A 23,579-nucleotide genomic window follows, 5' to 3' on the forward strand; every position below is an offset into this window, starting at 1 on the left:
ATGATGGATCAGGTGATGCCGTTGCCGTTTTCCGTTGCCGGGTTTCGCCAGCGCGTCGCGGCGCAGCCGCTGGCGCATGCCGGCGACGATTTTGGCGACCACCGCTTCAATCCGGGCCATCCCAGGCTGAAGCTGGCCAAGGCGCTGCGCGATGCCGCCGTGCTGATCCCGGTGGTCGATCATGGCCATGAAGCCACGGTCCTTTTGACCAGGCGGGCGGAAAAGCTGCGCAACCATTCGGGGCAGGTGGCTTTCCCCGGTGGTACCATCGATCAAACCGATGCGAGCCCGGAAGCGGCGGCGTTGCGCGAGACATTCGAGGAGATCGGTCTCGATAGGGATTACATCGAGATCGTCGGCCGTCTGCCGGACTACGTTTCCGGCAGCGGCTATCGCATCGCCCCGGTGCTCGGGATTGTGCGGCCCGGTTTCAGCCTGACGCTGAATTCCGACGAAGTCGATGCCGTCTTCGAGGTGCCGCTGGGCTTTCTGATGGACCCCGCCAACCACACCAGAGACAGTCGCATGTGGAACGACCTCGAATGGTTCTATTACGAGATTCCCTATGGCGACCAGCGCATCTGGGGCGTCACCGCGGGCATCATCCGTACGCTTTATGAAAGGCTCTATTCGTGAGCGATCCAGTGTCGATCGCGGACAAGGCCGGGTGGCTCGGCGAACGCCACCTGCAGCGCCTGCTCGCGGCGCTGACTGATGGCGGCGAGGAGGCGCGTGTCGCCGGCGGTGCGGTGCGCAACGCGCTCATCGGCCAGCCGGTCGCCGACATCGACATCGCCACCACCACGGTGCCCGAGGAAACCATCCGGCGCGCCGAGGCGGCAGGCTTCAAGACGGTACCGACCGGCATCGAGCATGGCACAGTCACCGCGGTCGGCCACGGCAAGGCCTATGAGGTCACCACGCTGCGTGCCGATATCGAAACCGACGGCCGGCGCGCCAAAGTGTCGTTCGGCCGCGACTGGAAAGCCGACGCTGAGCGGCGTGATTTCACCATCAATGCACTCTATGCCGAGGCCGATGGAACGGTCGTCGATCTGGTCGGCGGTATCGCCGATATCGAAGCGCGGAGGCTGCGATTCATCGGCGATCCGGAAGCCCGTATCCGCGAGGATTATCTGCGCATCCTGCGTTTCTTCCGTTTCTTCGCATGGTATGGCGACGGTAGGCCGGATGCCGAAGGGTTGAAGGCTTGTGCTCGGCTGAAGCAGGGGCTCGACCAGCTTTCGGTCGAGCGCGTCTGGTGGGAATTGAAGAAATTGCTGTCGGCGCCAGATCCGTCGCGGGCGCTGCTGTGGATGCGCCAGGCCGGCGTTCTGACCGCCGTTTTGCCGGAAAGCGAGAAATGGGGCATCGATGCCATCCACGGGCTGACCAAGACCGAGAAGGACCTGGCCTGGGCGCCGGACCCGCTGCTCAGGCTGGAATCCATCGTGCCGCCGGATGCCGCGCGCATGAAAACGCTTGCCGAGAGATTGAGGCTTTCCGTGAGCGAAGCAAGCCGGCTGCGGAATTGGGCGATCACGGCTGCCGTCGATCCGAAAACGACTGAAGGAGAGTTGGCGAAAAGGCTTTATTTTGGCGACCGCCAAGGCTTTGTCGACCGGTTGCGGCTGTTGCTCGCTTCCGCTCGATCCCGCGCGGTCGAAGACAATGACGCACTGCTCGAAGCCGGCGGCTTCTCGCGCCTGCTTGCCTTTGCTGCAAAATGGCAAAACCCTGTTTTTCCGGTCAAGGGCGCCGATCTGACGACGCTTGGCGCATCACCGGGGCCGAAGCTTGGTGCAACGTTGAAAAATCTCGAAAAGGAATGGGTCGAGTCCGGTTTTGCGCTTGATCGCGGCGCGCTGCTCAAGCGCGCCGCGGAGGCACTCGAATCCTGACTGTCACGCTGCGTCGCGGACCTTTTCGATGCGCGAGCGGATCGCCTCGATCATCGTCTCGCGGATCACCGTCTCGCCGTGCGTCTCGCGCAGATGCTCGACGGCACGGCGCATGACCTCAGCCTCCTCCTCGGCGCGTGTGTGCCACTCGCAGCCGGGTACGAGCGACCCGCAATGGAATTCCTTCATCGGCTTCTCCTCATCTCCTCCTTGGAGCGCCGCACAGCGCACTGACACGGAAGCTCCAGACCTTTGATTGCGCGATCCGGAAACCGCGTACGGAATCCGGGCTACACGCTGGCCAGCTAAGCATAACACGATCGAACCGTTTTGGTTGCCTTAGAGTGCCGTGCGTCCAAGCCGACACGCGGCCCTCTGGTGATCGGGTTGCGAAAAGGCGGAGCATCGCTGCTCCGCCCTCTTACGCCACCCAGGAGTAAGACCTCGTCTTGCTCCAGCGGGCCGGACATCACTTCACGATCTTGACTGCCTCGGCAATTTTATCCTTGCCGCTCATATCCCACGTGACGCGGACCTTTTCGCCGACCTTCAGGCCAGGATCCTTGAAGGTCTGGGGCAACGTAAAAGTGGCTCCGTTATCCAGAACTAGGCTCATCGCCGTTCCATCAAAGCTTTTGATCGTGCCGGTGGTGTGCTTGACCGCAGCGAATGCGGCAGTACCAGAGGCGAGAACGGCAGCGGCGGCTGCGGTCATAATAAGCTTGCGCATGGCATGCTCTCCTGGAAAATGCGGGCACCGCTTGGGAAAGGTGCCCCATTCAATCATGGGCCGTCCGGTCACGTCGGGTCGCGGCTCTCGGGAGTAAAGAACCGCCGGCGTTTCCCGGCCCGACGCGACAAATAGCCCAATCTTTACAATGATATATTAGACGAAAAAGATATTTTCTGGCGCGCCTTGCGCCACATTCGCCGTCAAATTCTGGGGATTTGGACCCGATTGCGGCTCACGTCGTGCTCACCGAGATTTTACGGCCATTTCGCTTCTGGCGGCAGGCTGGACAGGATCGAGGCGACATTGCCGCCGGTCTTCAGCCCGAAGATGGTGCCGCGATCGTGAAGCAAGTTGAATTCGACATAACGGCCGCGGCGGATGAGCTGCTCGTCACGGTCGCCATCGGTCCAGTTGTCATTGAAGTTGGCGCGCACCAGATGTCCGTAGACGACGAGAAAAGATCGCCCGACGTCCTGGACGAAGTTGAAATCGGCGTCCCAGCCGCCTTTGCCCTCATCCGAATGCAGCCAGTCGAAGAAGATACCGCCGGTACCGCGTGGCTCGTCGCGGTGCGGCAGGTAGAAGTACTCGTCGCACCAGGCTTTGAATTTCACGTAGTCGGCGATCGCCGCGTTCTTCTCGCAGGCAAATTGCATCGCTCTGTGGAAGGCGATCGTGTCGGGGTCGTCCTGGCTGCGGCGGCGGTCGAGCACCGGTGTCAGGTCGGCGCCGCCGCCGAACCACTGGCGCGAGGTGACGACCATGCGCGTGTTCATATGCACGGCCGGCACGTTGGGGTTCCACGGATGGGCGATCAGCGAAATGCCGCTTGCCCAGAAGGAGGGGTCCTCTTCGGCGCCCGGCATTTGCTTCCTGAATTCGGGCGAGAACTCGCCGTGGACGGTCGAGGTGTGGACGCCGACCTTCTCGAAGACGCGGCCGTGCATCATCGACATGATACCGCCGCCGCCCTTGCCGGCATCGCGTTGCCACGGCGTCTTTTCGAAGCGGCCGGGCGACCAGCTAGCCTGCGGCCCCTGCAGGTCCTGCTCGATCTGCTCGAAGCTGGCACAGATGCGCTCGCGCAACGTCTCGAACCACAGCCGTGCCTTCGTCTTCTTCTGTTCGATGTCGGCTGGCAGCCCCGCCGGTATCTCGGGTCGTTGCAAATCCTGTCTCCGGTTGCGGGCGCGCCCGACAAATGACTCGTCTTTTCCGGCCGCGATCCCTAATCTCTTGGGTGCAAGGGTCAAGTGTGAATGGCGTTCTTTCGTGCGCACCCCGGCAAGACCGCCGCTGGATGGCCTGAAGAAGAGGCTCGACCGTTCGCGCGCCGAGAACGCGCGCATGCCGCGCGACGGCTTCCTGCGCGAGACCTTCGTGCTGCCGCGCTCCGACGCTCGTCTCAAGGCGAAGGAATGGTTCGAGCGCTTTCCCAAGCAGGCCTATTGGACCGAGATCGAAAGCTGGTTCGAGCGGCCGGGCGACGTCATCGAGTTCACGATACGACGGTTGCCGGCAGCAGATTAAGGGATGTCACGACAAAAATAGATCGCGCAATTTTGGAGAATCTAGAATTAGGTTCTCACAAAGTAGCTTGCCGAATTTTTCGAAGCCCATTTTCTGCGCCTCATCGAAGCTCAAGGACGTATAGGGCGTTGGCATGCCGCCGGAATCGATCCGATAGATCACGATGAGCTGTGTCTCTTCTTCTGCTTGGATTAGATGTCCCAGCACTGAGGTTCCCTTCCGTATCGCACCATAATCGCACTGCTTCCATTTAGGATGCAACAATCAGCCGCCGCGCCCCGGTCCCCTCCCTTGCCAGCCGGTCGCCCTTGTTCCTCAACGGGCACTTGTCGATCGACATGCAGCCGCAGCCGATGCAGTCGGTCAGCCCGTCGCGCAGTTTCTTCAGCTGGGCGATCTTGTGGTCGAGCCCGTCGCGCCAGGCGGTCGATAGCAGGTTCCAGTCATCGCGCGTCGGCGTGCGGCCCTCGGGCAGTGACGCAAGGGCCGTGCCGATCTCGGCCAGTGAGATACCGACCTCCTGCGCTACCTTGATGATCGCGACACGGCGCAGCACGTCGCGGCCGTAGCGCCGCTGGTTGCCTGACGTCCGGTGGCTGCGGATCAGCCCGCGGGCCTCATAGAAATGTAGCGCCGACACCGCCACACCGCTGCGCATGGCCACTTGGCCGACCGTCAATTCCGTTACCGGTGCCATCCCTCTTTTTCCGTTCCGATTTTTTCGCTTGACCTAAAGTTAAGTTGAGCTTGTAGCGAAGAAACCCGGGATCTGCAAACCAAGGAGATGGTGATGTGCGCCTGGGCCAGGATGACGGGAGACGGAGTGCCGTTATCCGAGTTGCCGGATGGCTTCACCCGCCACCATGGCGACGGAAAGCGCGACGTTGATGCTGCGCGCAGCGTCTTGCATGGGAATGGTCAATTGGGCATCCGCCGCTTGATGGACAAGATCCGGAACGCCTGCGGATTCGCGGCCGAACAGAAGAATGTCGTCATCGCCGAAGGCGAAGCTGGTGTAAGGGGTCGTGGCTTTGGTCGACAGCAGCACCAGCCGCCGCTTGGCAAGCTTGCGCCAGTCCTCGAAGGCGTGCCAGTCGACATGGCGGGTGAGCGCCGCCATTTCGAGGTAGTCCATGCCGGCGCGTTTCAGCGCCCGGTCACCGAGCGGGAAGCCCGCCGGTTCGATGATGTCGACGCCGAGACCGAGGCAAGCGGCGAAGCGCAGGATTGTCCCGGTGTTGCCGGCGATATCAGGCTGGTAGAGCGCGATGCGGAGACGGTCGTTCATTTCCGCGTCTTTCTAATAAGTGGCAGATCAGCCACAGAGCTCTCGCGGTTTTGGAAATTCCTGGACTGGCGGGTGGTCATTTTCTGCGAAGTCGGTTATACGGCCAGCATTGTCAACCCGAACCGACGGAGGGGTAATTCATGATGGCCATGCACATCCACCACCCCTCTCGTGGGCTTACCAGCCCGACGGCGGTTTCGGTACGACGATTCTCCTGACCTTCTAGACTTCAATCGCACCGATTCCCGCCGAAACCTTTTTCGGCCTTTGAAGGAATCCTGCGATGTTTTTCAAGCTGTGGAAGGGGCTGAACGCCCCACCTGAACACGCTTCGACCGATGCCACCTTTGCCGCGCCGCGCGTGCCCGCGGCCTGGGTTGGTTCACCCTTCTACCTGCATCTTCAACTGGAGGACGGACCGATGTTCGATCCCTGTAGAATACCCGGCTCAAGAAGCCTGCACGAGCGGAAGACTGCGACCTGGGCGCTTTTGATCGGCGAGACCTACTCGTCGGCGGTTCACGCCGAGACCCGCCGGCGTCCGCATCGCGGTATGCTGCCGGACGTCGATTTCTCGCGCGCCGTTCCGGACTATAGCCGGCCGTCGCTGGTGCGCCGGATCATCAGGCTGATCCGGCCTGGTGCAAAAACCAGCGCGAAAATCCGGATCGTCAAAACGTCGTCAGCATCGTCAAACGAGACTGTCGGCGAAAGGCCCGCGACAACCTATATAGCGCGAAGCAGGACCGGCGAGGCGGACGATTCCGTATCGCCGGTCCTTGACGCCATGCGGTCTGGGCACCTCGTCCGTTCGCGTGCCGCGTGAGCGGAAACAGTATTGTGAGCATCTCTATGTTTAGCTGGTTTGAAAAAAGGCTCGATCCGTTCCCTGCCAAGGAGCCGGTCGAGCCGCCGCGGACACTGATCGCCTTCTGCGTGCATTATACGCGCGGCGCGTGGCCCTACATCGCTCTCGATGCGGTACTGGTGACGGCCATCGCCCTTGCCGAGGTGTGGATGTTCGGCTTCATGGGCCGGATCGTCGACTGGCTGTCCGGACAGAATCGCGAGACGTTCCTGCAGACCGAAGGCTTGAAGCTGGCCGGCATGGCCTTCATCGTGGTTTTCGCGCTGCCGGCGACGGTCTGGTTCCATTCGCTGCTCAACCAGCAGACGCTGATGGGTAATTATCCGATGCGTATCCGCTGGCAGGTGCATCGTTACCTGCTCAAGCAGTCGATGAGCTTCTATCAGGACGAGTTTGCCGGGCGCATCGCGACCAAGCTGATGCAGACCGCGCTCGCGGTGCGCGAGTGCGTCATCAAGCTCATCGATGTGCTCAACTATATCGTCGTCTATTTTCTCGGCATGCTGTTCATTGTCGGCTCGGCAGACTGGCGGCTGGCTGCGCCGCTTGCCGTCTGGCTTGCCGGATATGTCCTGCTGTTGCGCTATTTCATCCCGCGGCTGGGCAAGGTCGGCGAGGAGCAGGCTAATGCGCGCTCAACCATGACCGGCCGTGTCGTCGACAGCTACTCCAACATCCAGACGGTCAAGCTGTTCTCGCATGCGCGGCGCGAGGCATCCTTCGCCAAGGACGGTATGGCCGGCTTTCTCGATACAGTCTACCGGTCGATGCGGCTGGTGACACAGCTCTACGGCCTGCTCTACGTCCTGAATTCGCTGCTGTTGTTTTCGGTCACCGCAATCTCGCTATGGCTGTGGCTCGGCCAAGCCGTGACGATCGGCGCCGTCGCCCTGGTCATCGGCCTCGTGCTTCGGCTCTGGGGCATGTCGCAATGGATCATGTGGGAGATGTCCACGCTGTTCGAGAATATCGGCACGGTGCAGGACGGCATCGCCTCGATCTCGCTGCCGCGCCTCGTCGAAGACCGGCCTGGCGCCAAGGATATTGCCGTGACCAAGGGGGAGATCCGTTTTGAGGACATCCGCTTCCATTATGGCAAGCAGAAGGGCGTGATCGAAAGCCTGTCGCTGACGGTGAAGCCGGGCGAGAAGGTCGGCATCGTTGGCCGTTCGGGTGCCGGCAAGTCGACGCTGGTCAATCTTCTGTTGCGCTTCTATGACCTCGAAAGCGGCAAGGTCCTGATCGACGGCCAGGACATTGCGGCGGTGACGCAGGACTCGCTGCGCGCCCAGATCGGCATGGTCACGCAGGACACCTCGCTGCTGCATCGCTCGGTGCGCGAGAATATCCTCTATGGCCGGCCGGACGCCAGTGACCAGATGCTGATCGAGGCGGCGCGGCGCGCCGAGGCGCTGGATTTCATCGCCGGATTGTCGGATTCTAACGGTCGAAAGGGTTTCGACGCGCATGTCGGTGATCGCGGCGTCAAATTGTCCGGCGGCCAGCGGCAACGCATCGCCATAGCCCGTGTTATGCTGAAGGACGCACCAATCCTTATCCTCGACGAAGCGACCTCCGCCCTCGATTCCGAGGCCGAGGCGGCCATCCAGGAGAACCTCTACAGACTGATGCAAGGCAAGACCGTCATCGCCATTGCGCACCGGCTGTCGACGATCGCCGCCATGGACCGGCTCGTCGTCATGGACAAGGGCCGCGTCATCGAGGAAGGTTCGCATGAGGAACTGGTTGCCAGCGGCGGGCTCTACGCCCAGCTCTGGCAGCGCCAGTCGGGCGGCTTCCTGCTCGACGACGGCCCCTCCGCCAACGATGCAGCCGCCAACGATGCAATCGCCAAGGGTGAAGCCGCCGAATGATGACTGCCATCTACCGCTGGTTCGAGAACTGGGTCTATCCATTCCGCGAGCCTGCGGACCTTCGGCCACCTGCCGGCGTCAGGGGTTTCCTCTGGCATTATGTCGGGCAGGCGAAGATCGCCTTCTTCGCCATGCTGGTGATCGGCGGCATCGCGCCGCTGGTCGAAGCCGGACTGTTCTATTTCGTCGGGCGGCTGGTCGACATCCTCGACCAGCTTCCCGGTGAACGCAGCTGGCACGCTCTGTGGACTGCCGCCGGCCCGGAACTTGTCTTCATGATCGCGGTGGTGCTGGTCATCCGCACCATTGTCGTCGGCCTGTCGGCGCTGGTCGACGAGCAGACGATCACGCCGGGTTTCTATAATCTGGTGCGCTGGCAGGCGCATCGCCATGTCTCGCGCCAATCCTACGCCTTCTTCCAGAACGACTTTGCCGGGCGTATCGCGACCAAGGTCTGGCAGGCGGGACAGGCGACCGGCGATCTGATGGAAAGCTTCATCGAGGTGGTCTGGTTCATGGTCGTCTATACGGTGACGACGCTGGCGCTGGTCGCCGGGCTCGATCTCCGGCTGGCGGTGCTGGTGGTGATCTGGATTACCGCCTTCGGCTTTCTGGCCAGGCGCTATTTGCCGGCAATCCGCAAACATGCCGAAGCCACCGCCGAAGCCGGCTCGATGATCACCGGCCGCCTTGTCGATTCCTATTCGAACGTGCAGACGTTGAAACTGTTCTCGGCCGATGGCGACGACCGCTACATCAGGAACGGCTTCGACATCTATCTCGACGCGCTGCGCCCGTTCACCCGCAGGCTGACCGGCGTGCGCATGGCGCTGACGATGCTGTCGGGCATTATGATCACGGCGATCGCCTGCTTTGCCGTTTATCTCTGGGTCGAGGGTGCGATCACAGTCGGCGCCGTGGCTTTCACGCTGTCTTTGGTGCTGCGGCTGAACATGCTGCTCGGCCGGCTGATGATGCAGCTCAACGGCATCTTGCGGAACCTCGGCGTGCTGGAGAATTCCAAGGCGCTGATCTCACAGCCGCTCGGCCTGACCGATGCGCCGGACGCGAAAGAGCTTGTCGTCGGCGGCGGGCGTATCAACGTCAACAATGTCGAGTTCCACTACGGCAAGGGGTCCGGCGTGCTCAACGGCATCGACCTCGTCGTGCGGCCGGGCGAAAAGGTCGGCCTGGTCGGCCCGTCCGGCGCCGGCAAGACGACCTTGGTCAATCTGATCCTGCGCCTCTACGACCTCGAGAGCGGCAAGATCACCATTGACGGGCAGGACGTCTCCAGGGTCACGCAGAATTCGCTGCGCGCCAATATCGGCGTCGTCAGCCAGGATACGGCACTTTTCCACCGCTCGCTGCGCGACAACATCAAGCTCGGCATGCCGGAAGCGACCGACGCCGAGGTGGTCGCGGCAGCGAAGAAGGCCGAGGCGCACGAGTTCATCCTCGGTCTGCGCGACAATCGCGATCGTATCGGCTACGAGGCCTATGTCGGCGAGCGCGGCGTCAAGCTCTCCGGCGGCCAGCGCCAGCGCGTGGCGATCGCCCGCGTCTTCCTCAAGGATGCACCGATACTGGTGCTCGATGAGGCGACCTCGGCGCTCGATTCCGACATCGAGGCGGCGATCCAGGAAAATCTGGCAAGGCTGATGGAAGGCAAGACGGTCATCGCCATCGCGCATCGGCTGTCGACCATTGCGGCACTCGACCGGCTGGTGGTGCTCGACGAGGGCCGCATCGTCGAGCAAGGCACGCATGACGAGCTGGTCGGGCTCGACGGGCTCTATGCCAGGCTGTGGAAGCGGCAGTCCGGCGGTTTCCTGTTCAACGAGGAGAGCGCGCTGGCCGAGACCCGGCCGGCGGAGTAGTTTCTAAAGACCGGAGTAGACCATGATGGTGAGAATGCCATCGAATTTCGGACGGTCCGGCGCGCAGGAGAGCGCGTTGGACCTGCTTGGCCATGAAATCCTCGGCGAGAAGGCGGCCGCGCTCGGCCGCGCCGGCCGGCGCGTCGAGGAAACATTGACGAGGCTGCGCGAGAATTGCGACGATGTCGACCGCGCCCGGCTGCTCAGGGATGCAGCCGAAGCGGTGCACGGGTATTTCATCCAGCGCGAACTCTGCGGCCTGCGCAAGCACGACGCGGTGATCCGGGAATACAACATTCCCAAGGCCGTGCTGGCCAGGCTCGGCGCCAGCGCATGATCCGAACCGGAACTGGTTTGGGAAGCGTTATTCCAGCCACTCGGTGATGAAGCTGCCGTTCTCGTGTATGTCGGTGGTTTCCAGCGGGCCTGGCCCGAGATTGGTGAATTTGTGCGGCGTGTTCGGCGGTACGACCAGGATCTGGCCGGCGGTGGCCTCGATCTGCCGGTCGCCGATGGTGAACAGGCCGGTGCCGGTCCGGATGATAAAAATCTCGCAATAGGGATGGCTGTGCAGCCTGGGGCCGCCGCCGATGTCAGGCAGGTAGTTGAAGATCAGGCAGCTGCGGGAGCCGTAAGCTCCGCCTTGCAGCTCGCCCTGCCAGTGGTCGGGCCAGCGGTCGGGCGCTTCGGCCCATTTGCCGCGGTCTATGACATGCGCCATAGGCCGAGGATAAACCGGGCGAGCGCCAGATGTCGAGGCGAACGCAGCCATTTGGTTTTGCTGCTGTTTTCCAATCGTTCCGCCGTGCGAATTACGCCCCCGCGACAATCTGCCCTTGTGCCTTCACCCGTCTGGACAAAAACAGGCTTCACGCATAAACCCAAGTCCCAAATGCCGGAGGAATTCGCTAGCCTGTTCGCCATGCGCTGTCGGGCCGGCGCGATTGAGCGGGGAACAAGGCTCGGCCGCCGGCACGGAAGAGGCGAAAGGATCAGGCACCCGTGAGCGCAACCGACACCCAGGATCCCAACCGTCGTGATTTTCTCTACGTCGCCACCGGCATGGCCGCAGTGGTCGGCGCGGGCGCCGTTGCCTGGCCATTCATCGACCAGATGCGACCGGATGCCTCGACGCTGGCGCTCGCCTCGGTCGAGGTCGACGTCTCCTCGCTGACGCCGGGAATGTCGCTCGTCGTGAAGTGGCGCGGCAAGCCGGTTGTCGTGCGCAACCGCACCGAAAAAGAGATGAGGGACGCCGAGGCGGTCAATCTCGCCGAACTCAAGGATCCAATTGCCCGCAACGCCAACCTGCCGGCCGACGCGCCGGCAACCGACGCCAACCGGACCACGCCGGGCAAGGAAGCCTGGATGGTGATGGTCCAGGTCTGCACCCATCTTGGCTGCATCCCGCTCGGCCAGGAAGGCGATTTCGGCGGCTGGTTCTGCCCATGCCACGGTTCGCAATACGATACGGCCGGCCGCATCCGGAAGGGACCGGCGCCCGAGAACATGGCGGTGCCGGTGTTTCAATTCGTTTCCGACACCAAGATCCGTATCGGCTGAGGCAAGGGATATTTCGATGAGCGAGGGACACTCGACCTATACGCCCAAGACCGGCATCGGACGCTGGTTCGATTCGCGCATGCCGCTGCCGCGGCTGGTCTATGACAGCTTCATCGCCTATCCGGTGCCGCGCAACCTGAACTATGCCTGGACCTTCGGCGGCATCCTTGCGCTCATGCTGGCGGCGCAGATCCTGACCGGTATCGTGCTGGCCATGCACTATGCGGCCGACAGCACTCTCGCCTTCGATTCGGTCGAGAAGATCATGCGCGACGTGAATTCGGGCTGGCTGCTGCGCTACCTGCATTCGAACGGCGCGTCGTTCTTCTTCGTCGCCGTCTACATCCATATCTTCCGCGGGCTCTACTACGGCTCCTACAAGGCACCGCGCGAGTTGCTGTGGATACTCGGCTGCATCATCTACCTCTTGATGATGGCGACCGGGTTCATGGGCTACGTGCTGCCCTGGGGCCAGATGAGCTTCTGGGGCGCTACTGTCATCACCGGCTTCTTCACCGCCATCCCGTTGGTCGGCGACTGGATCCAGCAGCTTTTGCTCGGCGGCTTCGCGGTCGACAATCCGACGCTGAACCGCTTCTTTGCGCTGCATTACCTGCTGCCGTTCATGATCGCCGGCGTTGTCGTGCTGCACATCTGGGCGCTTCACGTCGTCGGCCAGAACAATCCGACCGGCATAGAGGTCAAATCGAAGACCGACACGCTCGCCTTCACGCCTTACGCGACCATAAAGGACGGGTTCGGCATGATCGTGTTCCTGTTCGTCTTCGCCTATTTCGTCTTTTATCTGCCGAACTATCTCGGTCATCCGGACAATTACACCGTTGCCAACCCCCTGAAGACGCCGGCCCACATTGTGCCGGAATGGTACTTCCTGCCGTTCTACGCGATCCTGCGCGCTATCACCTTCAATATCGGGCCCATCAACTCCAAGCTCGGCGGCGTGCTCTGCATGTTCGGCGCGATTGTCATGCTGTTCCTAGTGCCGTGGCTCGACACCTCGAAGGTGCGCTCGGCAGTCTACCGGCCCTGGTACAAGCTGTTCTTCTGGCTGTTCGTGGCCGACGCCATCCTGCTCGGCTGGCTGGGCTCGCAGCCGGCCGAGGGCAGCTATGTATTCATGGCGCAGATGGCGACGCTGTTCTACTTCGCCTTCTTCCTGGTAGCGCTGCCGGTGCTCGGGCTGATCGAAAAGCCGCGGCGGCTGCCGAACTCGATCACCGAGGCGGTGCTCGAGAAGAACAAGGGCGGCGGTGGACATCCTGCCGGCGCCACGACCGCGCCGGAAACCAAGGGCTGAGCATGATTCCGAAAAGTGGAAACCGGTACTCGGACAAGGTCATGCTCGAGACGGTGACGGCGCGTCAGAGAATCTCAAGGGGATTTGGCATGAAGAAGATTCTCTCCTCGCTGGCGCTGCTTGGCCTTTTGGCCGCGGGCATGGGTGCCGCAAGCACTGGAGCCAGCGCCCAGGAAGAGGCGCACAATGAGGCGGCGCCGACGCATTTCCCGATACACGAACCGGAGGAAATGGATTGGAGCTTCGCCGGGCCATTCGGCACCTACGACAAGGCCCAGCTGCAGCGCGGGCTGAAGGTCTACAAGGAAGTCTGCTCGGCCTGCCATTCGATGAATTTGGTGGCGTTCCGTACACTGGTGGGCCTTGGCTATTCGGATGCGCAGATCAAGACGCTGGCGGCCGAATATACGATCCATGACGGACCGAACGATGCCGGCGACATGTTCGATCGTCCCGGCAAGCCGTCCGACCATTTCCCGGCGCCGTTCCCCAATGTGGAGGCGGCGGCGGCGGCAAATGGCGGCGCAGCACCGCCCGACATGTCGCTGCTGGCAAAGGCGCGCGGGGTCGAACGCGGCTTCCCGCGCTTCGTCTTCGATATCTTTACCCAGTATGCCCAGGGCGGCCCCGACTACATCCACTCGCTGCTGACCGGCTACGACCAGCAGCCGCCGGCGGGCATGGTCATACCAGAAGGCACGTACTACAATCCGTACTTCCTGTCCGGCGTGTCGCTGAAGATGCCGAAGCCGCTCTCTGACGGCCAGGTAACCTATGATGACGGCGCGCCGCAGACGGTCGACCAGTATTCGCGTGACGTGTCGGCCTTCCTGATGTGGGCGGCCGAGCCACACCTCGAGGACCGCAAGAAGACCGGCTTTCGCGTACTGGTCTTCCTGCTGCTGTTCGGCGCACTGGTCTACCTGACCAAGCGCAAGGTGTGGGCCGGCGTGGCGCACTGAGCCCTGCGATCTACGAGAATGCGAGGGCGTCGAAAGACGCCCTTCTCATTGCAGGCATGTCGATTCATCGCTGCCGGCGCAGAGTGGCCCCTTTTGCCGGACAATTTTCCGTCAGGCGTCACATGGCGGTAGCCGGACTTAGCTGCACCGGGTTACGATTGGCCCATTCCCTTCACGTCTTCAGCCGAATCTGAAAGGCCCGGAGAGCCGCTTGATGAAATCCTCGCTCGAAGAGACGCTGCTTGCCGCGATCCGCACCATTCCGGATTATCCCAAGCCGGGCATCCTGTTTCGCGACATCACCACGCTGCTCGGCAATGCGCGGGCCTTCCGCCGCGCCATCGACGAACTGGTGCATCCCTATGCCGGCCTCAAGATCGACAAGATCGCCGGCATCGAGGCGCGCGGCTTCATCCTCGGCGGCGCCATCGCCCACCAGCTCTCGGCCGGCTTCGTGCCGATCCGCAAGAAGGGCAAGTTGCCTTCCGAGACGGTGCGCGTCGCCTACAGCCTGGAATACGGGCTGGACGAGATGGAGATGCACAAAGACGGTGTTTCTCCAGGCGAGAAGGTAATCCTCGTCGACGATTTGATCGCCACCGGCGGCACGGCCGAGGCGGCCGTCAAGCTATTGCGGCAGATCGGCGCCGACATCCTCGCCGCCTGCTTCGTCATCGACCTGCCGGACCTTGGCGGCCGCGAGAGGTTAGAGGCGCTCGGCGTACCGGTGAGGACGCTGATCGGGTTTGAGGGGCATTGAGCGTTTCTTCCTTCTCCCCTTCTTGTGGAGTAGGGAAGAACTCCGCTCACTCCACCTTCACCAGCACGGCACTTTCGAATTCGATGACCTTGTCGCCGGTCGAATCGAAGGCCTCCGAGCGGAGCGTCAGCAGCCGCCAGCCCGGTCGCGAGGCGATGGGGCGATGGGCCAGCGCGGTGCGGGTGAAAGTCACGGTTTCCCCGGCATAGACAGGTTTGGGCCATTTGAGGTTCTTGAAGCCGGGCGAGGGACCGAATTCCGGCACCGGCCCGGGACCGGGCCAGCGGGCGACCTCTGCCTCTATGCCAGCCTGGAGGTTCAATTTCATCCAGGTGGCGGCGGTGTGCCAGCCCGAGGCGCAGAGCCCGCCGAATATGCTGTTCCTCGCCGCCTCTTCGTCGATATGGAATATCTGCGGGTCGTATTTGCGGGCGAACGCCTTGACCGCCTCCGGTTCGAATCGATGTGAACCGAGCGTGACGGTGATACCGATGCAGAAGAATTCGTCGAGGCTCACGCACTGCCCTCGCGGGTGAGGAACATGACGGTGTTTTCGAGCTCGAAAACACCTTCGCCGCGCTGGTTGAACAACTCGCTGCGCATGGTCACCAGGCCAAGGCGGGGTTTCGATCTGGACAGTCGCTTGGCAAGGACGGTGGTGCTGCCGGTCAACAGGTCGCCGGCCAGGACCGGCCGTTTCCATTTGACCTGGTCGACGCCCGGCGCGCCTTGGGAGGTTGAGTCGAGCAGGAAGGCATCGCACAGCATGCGCATGAACATGGCGCAGGTGTGCCAGCCTGAAGCCGCCAGCCCGCCGAGGATGCTGGCCTTGCCCGCGGCCTCGTCGAGATGCATCGGCTGGGCATCGAACTCGTTGGCGAATTCTATGATTTCGGCGGCGCTTACCAACTTGGTGCCCAGGTCGAGCGAAGCGCCCTCGACAAAATCCTCATAAGCCCAGGTCTTTGCGGTCATGGTTTGGAAATCCTGTTCAGGATTGTACGATCGCTACGGGTCCGGGTCCCGGATGCAGGCAGGGCGGCATTTGGTCAAGCAATTTCTATTGCGCCAGCCCGCTGCGCCCAAGCCGCAGCGCGGTATTGACGACCCTATAGCCAGCCGCGGCGGCGGAAATACCAGAAGGGCAGGATTGCCGAAAGCACCATCATGCCGATGGCGAAGGGATAGCCAAAGTGCCATTTGAGCTCAGGGATGATGTCGAAATTCATGCCGTAGATCGAAGCGACAAGCGTCGGCGGCAGGAAGATGACAGCGGCGACGGAGAAGATCTTGATGATGGCGTTCTGCTCGATCGAGATCATGCCGAGCGTCGCGTCGAGCAGGAAGCTGATCTTCTGCGACAGGAACGTGGCGTGGTCGGCGAGCGACAGCACGTCGCGCGACAAGGTCTTGATGCGAGCGCGGATATCCTTGCTCATCCTGCTTTGGGTGGAGGCATGGGCGAGAAAGCCGGCAAGGCGCTGCAGCGAGATTAGGCTGTCGCGGATCGAGGAGGCGAGGTCTTCCTTGCGGCCAATGCCTTTCAACAGCTCCTGGAAGTCGCGGTTGCGCTTGGAAACCTTGGTCGAGCGTGCCTCGAAGATGTCGCGCGAGATCGCCTCGACGTCGCGGCCGGCGCGCTCCAGAATGTCGGCGAGGCGGTCGACGATCGCCTCCAGCAGTCCGATCAGGATGGTGTCGCCGCTGGTGCAGCCGGTCGCCACCTTCTCGGCGCGCAGCGGAAAGGTCTTGAACGCCTTCGGCTCGTGGTAACGCACGGTGATCAGCCTGCTTCCGGCGAGCACGAAGGTGACCGGCGACATCAAGGGATCGTTCACCTCGGTCTGCGCAGGCAGAATGGCGGTCATGAAGTAGGCGCCGTCCTCGACGTAGAGACGGCTCGAGATCTCGATCTCCTCCATCTCTTCCCGCGTCGGAACGGCGATGCCGAGCCAGGTCTCGATTGTCGTCTCTTCCTCCTTTGTCGGGTTGAAGAGGTCGACCCAGACGACAGTGTCGCTGTTTTGCACGAGATCGTCGACCAGGCGCAGGCGATCATTGTCGACGACGAAGGCCTTGATCATCGCCGGGTCTCCCTTGCTGTTGCCAAAGAGCGTTCGTTTGGAGGGGGCGCGTCAGTCACATCGCACGGACACGGGCAGGCGAGGCGCGAGGCCGGTGCAGAGGCCCCTTAGACCCCGCACGATGGCCCGTCAAGCAGCGCAAGAGCCACTGCGACGCCCTGCTTTGAAGTTTGTCATCGAGCGACGGCAATGGTGACCATTGGGCTCCCTCGCCGGCTCAGGTGTTGAACTTGAACAGCATGATGTCGCCGTCCTGGACGACATACTCCTTGCCTTCGTCGCGCGCCTTGCCGGCCTCCTTGGCCGCGACTTCGCCGCCCAGCCTGACGAAGTCCTCATAGGCGATGGTCTGGGCGCGGATGAAGCCGCGCTCGAAATCGGTGTGGATGACGCCTGCCGCCTGCGGCGCCTTGGCGCCCTTGTGCACGGTCCAGGCGCGTGTCTCCTTGGGGCCAACGGTAAAGTAGGTGATGAGCTGGAGCAGCTCGTAGCCGGCGCGGATGACCTTGTTCAGGCCGGGTTCGTCCAGACCGAGCGTTGCCAGGAATTCCATTTCCTCTTCGTCCGAGAGCTGGGCGACCTCGGCCTCGATCGCCGCGGAAATCACAACGGTGCGGGCACCTTGCGCGGCGGCCATCTTCTCGACCGCCCTGGTATGCGCGTTGCCGGTGGCGGCATCGGCTTCCGCGACGTTGCAGACGTAAAGCACCGGGTGTGAGGTCAAGAGATTCAGCCCCTGCAGGATGCGTAGATCCTCAGCCGAGATGCCGTTGAGCAGGATGCGGGCGGGCTTGCCGGCCTGCAGCAGTTCAAGCGCCGCTTCCATCATCGGAAGTGCGGTCGCTGCTTCCTTGTCCTTGCCGGCGGCACGCTTGCGGATCTGCACGATGCGGCGCTCAAGGCTGTCGAGGTCGGCAAGCATCAATTCGGTTTCGACGGTCTCGGCATCAGCGACAGGATCGATGCGGCCCTCGACATGGGTGACGTCGTCATCCTCGAAGCAGCGCAGCACATGGACGATGGCGTCGACCTCACGGATGTTGGCGAGGAATTGGTTGCCAAGCCCTTCGCCTTTGGAGGCGCCACGCACCAGGCCGGCAATGTCGACGAACGAGATGCGGGTCGGGATGATCTCCTTCGACTTGCCGATCGCGGCGATCTTCTGCAGGCGCGGGTCGGGCACCGCCACCTCGCCGGTATTCGGTTCGATGGTGCAGAACGGATAATTGGCGGCCTGCGCCGCCGCCGTCCTAGTCAACGCATTGAAGAGCGTCGACTTGCCGACATTGGGCAAGCCAACGATGCCGCATTTGAAACCCATTTTTGTCTGGTCCTATCGGGAAATCGAAATTTGATCAGGGCTATGGGCGAAAGCGCCGATGATCGTCAAGGCGCAATTCAATTCAGACGCTGCGCGATGTCATCGGTGCCTATCGCCAACGAATGAACGCCGGACCTGTTCAGTATTTGCAGAAGATGCCAGAACGCGTCGACCTCAGCGGTTCCGAAATCGATGGTCAGTTGCCCGTCGAGCAATTACGCACTGTGAATGACGTTTCCGACGGTCTCCGATGTTTCACGCTCGCCATCGATATCGAACCAGCCGCGAAACCATTCGTCGAAGAGATCGCCGTCGAGCTCATTTATAGGGAATTTAAAATGAATCTCATCCCACCTGAAAGGTGAGATGAGGACATCCATTCCACCCATCGCGGCGTGAATATCCGGAGAGAATTTCACATAGGAATCGCTGTTGATGAATTGCGGATTTGGCTGTCCGTCATTACTGACGAAATCAACCGCGATGAAATTTCGATAGAAGGAATCGACGTTCGAAAACTTGATTTCGGTCGCATGCGATCCTTGGCTGTTGCGAGCAAGTTCGCCGGCAGCGGTGACGAAATAATCAACATACTTCTGTCTGATGAGACGGACCAATTCCTGAATGTCATCCAGATCCATGGCTCAGTCCTTGCCGCCAAAAAGCTTCTTCAGCATGGCCGCCATCGGGCCGGTTTCGGGCAGCTTGGCCGCCGGCTGCTGCGGCCGCGCCTGGCGGACGTGGCTTTGCGCCTTTGGCGCCTTGGGCGGCGGGCGATCGTCGTCGTCCGTCGGCGTGAGCTTGTCGCGCAGCGCCAGCGTCACGCGGTTCATGAACGAATTGTCGTCGCCCTTGGCAAGCAATCCGGCACCATCGGCGATTGCGTCGAGCAGCACGTCCAGCCATTCGCGGTCGCCCTTGGCGAAATCGCCAAGCACATGGCCGTGCACCATTTCCTTGACGCCGGGATGGCCGACGCCGATGCGCACACGGCGAAAATCCTTGCCGACGTGCTGGTCGAGGGAGCGGATGCCGTTGTGGCCGCCGGAACCGCCACCGACCTTGACCCGCACCTTGCCGGCGGCAAGGTCGATCTCGTCATAAAAGACAGTCAGCGCCGAAGGGCCGAGCTTGTAGAAGCGCAAGGCTTCGCCGACCGCCTGGCCGGACAGGTTCATGAAGGTCTGCGGCTTGATCAGGATCACCTTTTCGCCGGCAAGCGTGCCTTCGGCAATCAGACCCTGGAATTTCTTCGACCAAGGCGAAAAGGAATGGCGGCGGGCGATCGCGTCCGCCGCCATGAAGCCGACATTGTGCCGGTTGTTGGCGTATTTCGCGCCCGGATTGCCGAGGCCTGCAAAGACAAGCATCGTCGCCTCCGGGCGGGAAGGGGTTACTTCTCTTCGGCGGCAGGAGCCGCTTCGGGCGCAGCCGCTTCAGTCGTCTCTTCCGCAGCCTCCGGCTTCATCGCCGAGGAGCCGGCAATGGTCGCGATGGTGAAGTCGCGGTCGGAGATCACCGGCTTGACGCCGGCCGGCAAGGTGACGGCCGAAATGTGGATCGAATCGCCGATATCGGTACCGGTGAGATCGACGGTGATGAAATCCGGGATCGCATTGGCCGGGCAGTGGAACTCGACCTCGTGGCGCACGATGTTGAGCACGCCGCCGCGTTTGATGCCGGGCGACTTGTCTTCATTGATGAAGTGCACGGGCACATCGACGTTGACTTCGGTATCCTTGCCGATGCGCAGGAAATCGACATGGACAGGGAAATCCTTGACCGGGTCGAGCTGAAAATCCTTGGGCAGAACCTGGATCTTGTTGCCGTCGACATCGATCGTGGCGACCGTGGTCAGAAACCCGCCGCCATGGATCTTGTAGTAGATGTCCTTGTAGGTCAGCGCAATCGCCAGGGGAGGCTGCTTGTCGCCGTAAATCACTGCAGGCACTTTACCGTTGCGGCGAACTGCACGGGCGGACCCCTTACCGACCTGTTCGCGCGCTTCGGCCTTGAGCTCGTAAGTATCGTGGCTCATGGCATTTCCTTTCGCGTTGTTCTGGAGCGTTCGCGGCCGGCAACGTGCCGGGGCCGTAAACGTCGAAAGCCGACATAGCTAACGCATGACCTGGTCCGAAAACCGGAATCCACTTTTCGGGATCATGCGGGAAGGCGGCCTTCCGCCGCGTTGCCTCCAAGGGTGTCTACGCGGGTGGCGGCTCTATAGCGGAAGGCGGCGCGAGGTGCAAGCGGGCGGAAGGGCGCCAAGGATGGACCGTGTCCCATCAGGCCGGAAGTAGCAATGCCGAAAGCGATGCTGCAACGTACAGCCCAACCCCGAAAGACAGATGGGCCATAAGGCTGGCAGGCGCGCAGTGCGCGGGTTGGGAACTTTCGAAGCCGCGATGCCGATCCCAAAAGCCGGTTGCATCACGAAGAACGGCGCGACGATGGTGCAGACGCCGACCAACAGGGCCGGAAGCACTGTCGGGTGCCGTGCCCAGTCGAGGCCCCACACTCCAATCAGCGCTGCGGCAAATACGATGCCGGTCGCGTAATGCGCACTCCATCCAATGGCGGTTTCGCCGCGAACGCGGGCAGCTTGTGCGATATTCGCATGTGCAAAACGTCCATGTGGAAAGTGCCCGATCCAGCGGCCGACCCAGGCGTAATCAAGGGTGGAATCGCGAACATTCGCTTCAGAAACCATCCCCAGAGGTCCATCAGGGCTGTCGCGCCGATTCCAACGACGGCCGCACGAACAACGAACTCCAACATTTTGGCATCTCTTGTTTCACCCGTGTCGCCTATTGTCGTGGAGTCCAGTGCGTTCTTTCGGCCGACGCCTTGGCAATCCTCAGGGCACGAGGCTGGGCCCCGCGCCGGTTCGAAGGCGGCTTCCCCGACTGGGTGGCTGCAGGCCTGGGGGTAGAGGCCGTGAATTACGAAAGCGGTTAACGGCCGCCAAAATCGGTGTCGCCGCCCAAGCCCGAACACAAATGGAAAGGGGAACCGCGGCGGGTGGAAAGGGGAACCGCGGCGGGGCAATGCCCACGGCGGGTGGACGGCGCGCGCCGGCAGCATGGAAGGGAGCCGATGAACACCTATTCGGAAACAAGCGGTGGAAGCGGCGTTGCGGAAAGGGGAGGTTTCCAGCGAGTGGCGAGAACGGTGCGATAAAGAGTTTCGCTCTACCTTCTATGGCTTCCGCTCGACCAGCATGTAGCCGATCCCACGAACTGTCTGAATGCTGGCCGATGCATCCGGCCCGAGCTTCGCACGCAGATAGCGAATGTATACCTCCACGATCTTCGTCCCGGGTTCGAAGCTGTATGACCAGACATTGTTGAGGATGCGCTCGCGGCTAACCACTTTCCCCGCGTTGAGCATGAGAAAATGCAGAAGGTCGAATTCACGTCGGGTAAGGCTGATTTCCCGGTCGCCGTCCGCAAAACGACGAGCGCTCGTGTCGAGATTGAGGCGGCTCACTCGAAGCAATTGTCGATCCACTGCACCCTGACGGCGTCGGCGCAGCGCGTCAATCCTGGCCACCAGTTCATCAAACGCAAACGGTTTCGTCAGGTAATCGTCGGCACCGCCCTTGAGCCCATCTACGCGATCCTGAATTGTCTCCTTCGCGGTCAGCATCAGGATGAGAACCGGCCACTGCTCCAATCGCACGATCCGGCACAGCTCAAGGCCGTCCAGGTAGGGAAGCAGACGGTCCAGGATCACGAGATCGAATGGATCCGTACGAATAATGGCTAGTCCCTCGCGACCGTCCTCCGCGACACTCACGTGGAAGCCTTCGGCCTCCAACCCCCGGCGGAGAAAGTCGGAGACACGCCGGTCGTCTTCAACGATCAGGATTCGAATCATGGGTGCGATGTACCAGCGGCAGTCTGATTCTGAGGAGGGTTCCCGAAGGCTCAATTCCTTCAAGGCCGATTGTGCCATTGTGCCCGTCTATAATCTCCTTGGCGATCGCGAGGCCAACACCAAGGCCGTCGGCTGCGGACCTCCCGCCGACACGCCCGCGATAATATCGGTCAAACACGAACGGGAGATCGTTGGCATCGATCCCTGAACCGTTGTCGCGGATGGCGATCTCAAGCATTCCATGACGCTCAGCCATCTCGACTGCTATTGTCTGATACGGCTTTGAGTACTTTATGGCGTTGTCGAAGCCGATCAGCAGCGCTTGCTTTAGGCGCTGGGCGTCACCCCGAATGAGGCAATGGTCTGGGTTGAGCGACAGGTCAACGGATATCTGCTTGGGACCTGCGAGTACGGAAGCCTCCTGAACGGCCGCCTTCACAACCTCACCGGTATCGATGTTGCGCAAGGAGAACCTGAAATTTTCAGCTTCGGAGCGGGCGAATGCCAGAAGGTCCCCCAGGTTGCGAGCCATATCTTCAGCGCAATTGCGGATTCGGCTCAGAGCTTCGCGGTAAGATCGAACACGCGGTTGGCCGCGGAGGGCAACGTCGGCCTCTCCGCGGAGAATCGTCAACGGCGTGCGGAGTTCGTGGCTTGCCTCCGCAAAAAATTGTGTGCGTCGGCTATCGATCGCTCTCAGTTGCTCATTGGCTTTCCGCAGTTCACGGGTGCGCAACTGAACCTCCGCCTCCAAGCGGTCCTGTACCGAAATCAGAGCAGCACGTTCGATCTCGAGAGCCTCGGCCATGCTGTTGAAACTTCGCGAGAGGGAAGCGAACTCGTCGCGTCCGGTCGCGGAAACGCGATGCTCGAGCTTGCCTGCAGCGATGGCTTTGGCGCTTTCGTTCAGTTCACGCACAGGTGTGGCGATTGATCGTCGCAGGACCAGGCCGAACCCCAGACTGCCCAGCATGAGCAACGCAGCGAAGCCGCCGGTCAGCAGCAGCAGCCGCCATTGTGCGCCACGGACGCCGGCGAGTTCCTCTCCAACCTCCCTGCGCTCATCGTGCAAAGCGGCTTCAATCATTTCTTCAAGATCGTTCTCTAATCGGTGCTCCACATCGTTGCGGAAGGCGTCTACGATGCCCTTTGGATCCCCCTTTGTTCGCTGGCTGAACAGTCGCTGGGCGGCCCGATCGATCGCCTCAAACAGCGCCTTGACGCGACCGACGAATCTGAGTTCGGCCTCCTCCTGGCGTCTATCGCTCCAATATCCGAGAGCACCGAGTTCCTCGCGAGTGGCGCCCTCCAGCTTGTAGAATCCGGATTTCACTGCTTCTCGCGCCGCTTCGAAATCCGGCATTTGCTCGGGCCCAAGCAGCAAGACTTCAGCGAGTTGCTCGGTGTAATTGTTGGCTTGCCCATTGAGTTCGGCGAGCGCCTCGAACCGCCCGTGGACGCTGTCGATTCGGCGGACGAATTCCTCTGTCAGCTGGAGTGTTGCGAATGCCAGTCCTGAAATCAGTCCGACAAGGGCGAGAATGACGATTTGAAATAGGAAGATGCGGCCTCGAACGGTCATGCGGTAATCCTGCCGGCGATCGGATAATGCCTCTCA

At 61.7% G+C, this 23,579-nt stretch carries 28 protein-coding genes; 11 read left to right on the forward strand and 17 right to left on the reverse strand.

Features of this window, described 5'->3' with window-relative positions; all coding sequences use genetic code 11:
* Positions 1-3: 3 nt before the first annotated feature.
* Both NKH99_RS05330 and NKH99_RS05335 read left to right on the forward strand, forming a co-directional pair.
* Positions 4-636, forward strand: coding sequence for a CoA pyrophosphatase (locus NKH99_RS05330; protein WP_353013049.1), 633 nt, complete (start codon positions 4-6; stop codon positions 634-636).
* Positions 633-1,901 carry a CCA tRNA nucleotidyltransferase gene (locus NKH99_RS05335; RefSeq protein ID WP_352469725.1) on the forward strand — a complete coding sequence of 423 codons (1,269 nt, stop codon included), beginning with the start codon at positions 633-635 and terminating at the stop codon, positions 1,899-1,901. Before NKH99_RS05330 ends, NKH99_RS05335 begins: the two co-directional genes overlap by 4 nt.
* A gap of 3 nt (positions 1,902-1,904) precedes the next feature.
* Here NKH99_RS05335 and NKH99_RS05340 read toward each other — a convergent pair whose 3' ends face one another.
* From NKH99_RS05340 to hemF, 3 genes are all read right to left on the reverse strand, one after another.
* Positions 1,905-2,090 carry a DUF1059 domain-containing protein gene (locus NKH99_RS05340; RefSeq protein ID WP_023679490.1) on the reverse strand — a complete coding sequence of 62 codons (186 nt, stop codon included), beginning with the start codon at positions 2,088-2,090 and terminating at the stop codon, positions 1,905-1,907.
* A gap of 280 nt (positions 2,091-2,370) precedes the next feature.
* Positions 2,371-2,631 carry a DUF1344 domain-containing protein gene (locus tag NKH99_RS05345; protein ID WP_023679489.1) on the reverse strand — a complete coding sequence of 87 codons (261 nt, stop codon included), beginning with the start codon at positions 2,629-2,631 and terminating at the stop codon, positions 2,371-2,373.
* A 257-nt stretch (positions 2,632-2,888) separates the two neighbouring features.
* Positions 2,889-3,803, reverse strand: coding sequence for an oxygen-dependent coproporphyrinogen oxidase (gene hemF / locus NKH99_RS05350; protein ID WP_352683919.1), 915 nt, complete (start codon positions 3,801-3,803; stop codon positions 2,889-2,891).
* A 103-nt stretch (positions 3,804-3,906) separates the two neighbouring features.
* On the opposite strand from hemF, the gene NKH99_RS05355 reads away from it, so the two are divergent.
* Positions 3,907-4,164: a hypothetical protein gene (locus NKH99_RS05355; protein WP_023679487.1), complete on the forward strand. Its 258-nt coding sequence runs from the start codon at positions 3,907-3,909 to the stop codon at positions 4,162-4,164.
* Positions 4,165-4,170: 6 nt separating this feature from the next.
* Here NKH99_RS05355 and NKH99_RS05360 read toward each other — a convergent pair whose 3' ends face one another.
* From NKH99_RS05360 to NKH99_RS05370, 3 genes are all read right to left on the reverse strand, one after another.
* Positions 4,171-4,371 (reverse strand): hypothetical protein, encoded by a 201-nt coding sequence (locus NKH99_RS05360; protein WP_352683920.1) that lies wholly within the window; start codon positions 4,369-4,371, stop codon positions 4,171-4,173.
* 43 nt (positions 4,372-4,414) lie between these two features.
* Positions 4,415-4,861 carry a redox-sensitive transcriptional activator SoxR gene (soxR, locus tag NKH99_RS05365; RefSeq protein ID WP_352683921.1) on the reverse strand — a complete coding sequence of 149 codons (447 nt, stop codon included), beginning with the start codon at positions 4,859-4,861 and terminating at the stop codon, positions 4,415-4,417.
* A gap of 132 nt (positions 4,862-4,993) precedes the next feature.
* Positions 4,994-5,452 (reverse strand): tRNA (cytidine(34)-2'-O)-methyltransferase, encoded by a 459-nt coding sequence (locus NKH99_RS05370; RefSeq protein ID WP_352683922.1) that lies wholly within the window; start codon positions 5,450-5,452, stop codon positions 4,994-4,996.
* A 283-nt stretch (positions 5,453-5,735) separates the two neighbouring features.
* On the opposite strand from NKH99_RS05370, the gene NKH99_RS05375 reads away from it, so the two are divergent.
* From NKH99_RS05375 to NKH99_RS05390, 4 genes are read left to right on the forward strand one after another with little or no spacing between them, the layout of a single operon-like run.
* Complete coding sequence (locus NKH99_RS05375; RefSeq protein ID WP_031212588.1) at positions 5,736-6,278, forward strand: hypothetical protein; 543 nt, start codon at positions 5,736-5,738, stop codon at positions 6,276-6,278.
* 26 nt (positions 6,279-6,304) lie between these two features.
* Positions 6,305-8,194: an ABC transporter ATP-binding protein gene (locus NKH99_RS05380; RefSeq protein ID WP_352541005.1), complete on the forward strand. Its 1,890-nt coding sequence runs from the start codon at positions 6,305-6,307 to the stop codon at positions 8,192-8,194.
* Positions 8,191-10,074 carry an ABC transporter ATP-binding protein gene (locus NKH99_RS05385; RefSeq protein WP_352683923.1) on the forward strand — a complete coding sequence of 628 codons (1,884 nt, stop codon included), beginning with the start codon at positions 8,191-8,193 and terminating at the stop codon, positions 10,072-10,074. The genes NKH99_RS05380 and NKH99_RS05385 overlap by 4 nt, the downstream gene beginning before the upstream one ends.
* 22 nt (positions 10,075-10,096) lie before the next feature.
* Positions 10,097-10,411, forward strand: a complete 315-nt coding sequence (locus NKH99_RS05390; RefSeq protein WP_352683924.1) for a DUF6665 family protein — start codon at positions 10,097-10,099, stop codon at positions 10,409-10,411.
* Positions 10,412-10,438: 27 nt separating this feature from the next.
* Here the strand turns inward: NKH99_RS05390 and NKH99_RS05395 are convergent, their stop codons facing one another.
* Positions 10,439-10,795 (reverse strand): cupin domain-containing protein, encoded by a 357-nt coding sequence (locus NKH99_RS05395; protein WP_352469828.1) that lies wholly within the window; start codon positions 10,793-10,795, stop codon positions 10,439-10,441.
* A gap of 281 nt (positions 10,796-11,076) precedes the next feature.
* Between NKH99_RS05395 and petA the strand changes: the two genes are divergently transcribed.
* The 4 genes from petA to NKH99_RS05415 all read left to right on the forward strand — a co-directional run bounded on the left by petA (position 11,077) and on the right by NKH99_RS05415 (position 14,677).
* The gene (gene petA / locus NKH99_RS05400) at positions 11,077-11,637 is read left to right on the forward strand and encodes a ubiquinol-cytochrome c reductase iron-sulfur subunit (protein ID WP_352469731.1); all 561 of its coding nucleotides are present in this window, start codon (positions 11,077-11,079) and stop codon (positions 11,635-11,637) included.
* A 16-nt stretch (positions 11,638-11,653) separates the two neighbouring features.
* The gene (locus NKH99_RS05405; RefSeq protein ID WP_352541008.1) at positions 11,654-12,955 is read left to right on the forward strand and encodes a cytochrome b; all 1,302 of its coding nucleotides are present in this window, start codon (positions 11,654-11,656) and stop codon (positions 12,953-12,955) included.
* An 89-nt stretch (positions 12,956-13,044) separates the two neighbouring features.
* Complete coding sequence (locus NKH99_RS05410; protein ID WP_352541009.1) at positions 13,045-13,917, forward strand: cytochrome c1; 873 nt, start codon at positions 13,045-13,047, stop codon at positions 13,915-13,917.
* Positions 13,918-14,131: 214 nt separating this feature from the next.
* Positions 14,132-14,677 carry an adenine phosphoribosyltransferase gene (locus NKH99_RS05415; RefSeq protein ID WP_352469734.1) on the forward strand — a complete coding sequence of 182 codons (546 nt, stop codon included), beginning with the start codon at positions 14,132-14,134 and terminating at the stop codon, positions 14,675-14,677.
* Between the two features lie 46 nt (positions 14,678-14,723).
* Here NKH99_RS05415 and NKH99_RS05420 read toward each other — a convergent pair whose 3' ends face one another.
* The 10 genes from NKH99_RS05420 to NKH99_RS05465 all read right to left on the reverse strand — a co-directional run bounded on the left by NKH99_RS05420 (position 14,724) and on the right by NKH99_RS05465 (position 23,543).
* Positions 14,724-15,194: a MaoC family dehydratase gene (locus NKH99_RS05420; RefSeq protein ID WP_352772566.1), complete on the reverse strand. Its 471-nt coding sequence runs from the start codon at positions 15,192-15,194 to the stop codon at positions 14,724-14,726.
* Positions 15,191-15,652 (reverse strand): MaoC family dehydratase, encoded by a 462-nt coding sequence (locus tag NKH99_RS05425; RefSeq protein WP_352770919.1) that lies wholly within the window; start codon positions 15,650-15,652, stop codon positions 15,191-15,193. Before NKH99_RS05425 ends, NKH99_RS05420 begins: the two co-directional genes overlap by 4 nt.
* Before the next feature lie 134 nt (positions 15,653-15,786).
* Positions 15,787-16,761: a magnesium/cobalt transporter CorA gene (gene corA / locus NKH99_RS05430; protein ID WP_352833425.1), complete on the reverse strand. Its 975-nt coding sequence runs from the start codon at positions 16,759-16,761 to the stop codon at positions 15,787-15,789.
* Between the two features lie 217 nt (positions 16,762-16,978).
* The gene (ychF, locus tag NKH99_RS05435) at positions 16,979-18,082 is read right to left on the reverse strand and encodes a redox-regulated ATPase YchF (RefSeq protein ID WP_352469740.1); all 1,104 of its coding nucleotides are present in this window, start codon (positions 18,080-18,082) and stop codon (positions 16,979-16,981) included.
* Positions 18,083-18,297: 215 nt separating this feature from the next.
* Entirely contained in the window at positions 18,298-18,723 is a 426-nt protein-coding gene (locus tag NKH99_RS05440) for a hypothetical protein (protein ID WP_353013054.1), read from the reverse strand.
* 3 nt (positions 18,724-18,726) lie between these two features.
* Positions 18,727-19,452 (reverse strand): aminoacyl-tRNA hydrolase, encoded by a 726-nt coding sequence (gene pth, locus NKH99_RS05445; protein ID WP_352850303.1) that lies wholly within the window; start codon positions 19,450-19,452, stop codon positions 18,727-18,729.
* A gap of 23 nt (positions 19,453-19,475) precedes the next feature.
* Positions 19,476-20,120: a 50S ribosomal protein L25/general stress protein Ctc gene (locus tag NKH99_RS05450; protein ID WP_352469743.1), complete on the reverse strand. Its 645-nt coding sequence runs from the start codon at positions 20,118-20,120 to the stop codon at positions 19,476-19,478.
* 183 nt (positions 20,121-20,303) lie between these two features.
* On the reverse strand, positions 20,304-20,792 hold the full coding sequence (locus NKH99_RS05455; RefSeq protein WP_353013057.1) for a DUF2938 family protein: 489 nt from the start codon (positions 20,790-20,792) through the stop codon (positions 20,304-20,306).
* Positions 20,793-21,280: 488 nt separating this feature from the next.
* On the reverse strand, positions 21,281-21,961 hold the full coding sequence (locus NKH99_RS05460; RefSeq protein WP_352450507.1) for a response regulator transcription factor: 681 nt from the start codon (positions 21,959-21,961) through the stop codon (positions 21,281-21,283).
* Positions 21,939-23,543 (reverse strand): sensor histidine kinase, encoded by a 1,605-nt coding sequence (locus NKH99_RS05465; RefSeq protein ID WP_353013060.1) that lies wholly within the window; start codon positions 23,541-23,543, stop codon positions 21,939-21,941. The genes NKH99_RS05460 and NKH99_RS05465 overlap by 23 nt, the downstream gene beginning before the upstream one ends.
* Positions 23,544-23,579 lie beyond the last annotated feature (36 nt).

This window comes from Mesorhizobium sp. M0854 (genome assembly GCF_040319815.1).
GTDB lineage: Bacteria > Pseudomonadota > Alphaproteobacteria > Rhizobiales > Rhizobiaceae > Mesorhizobium.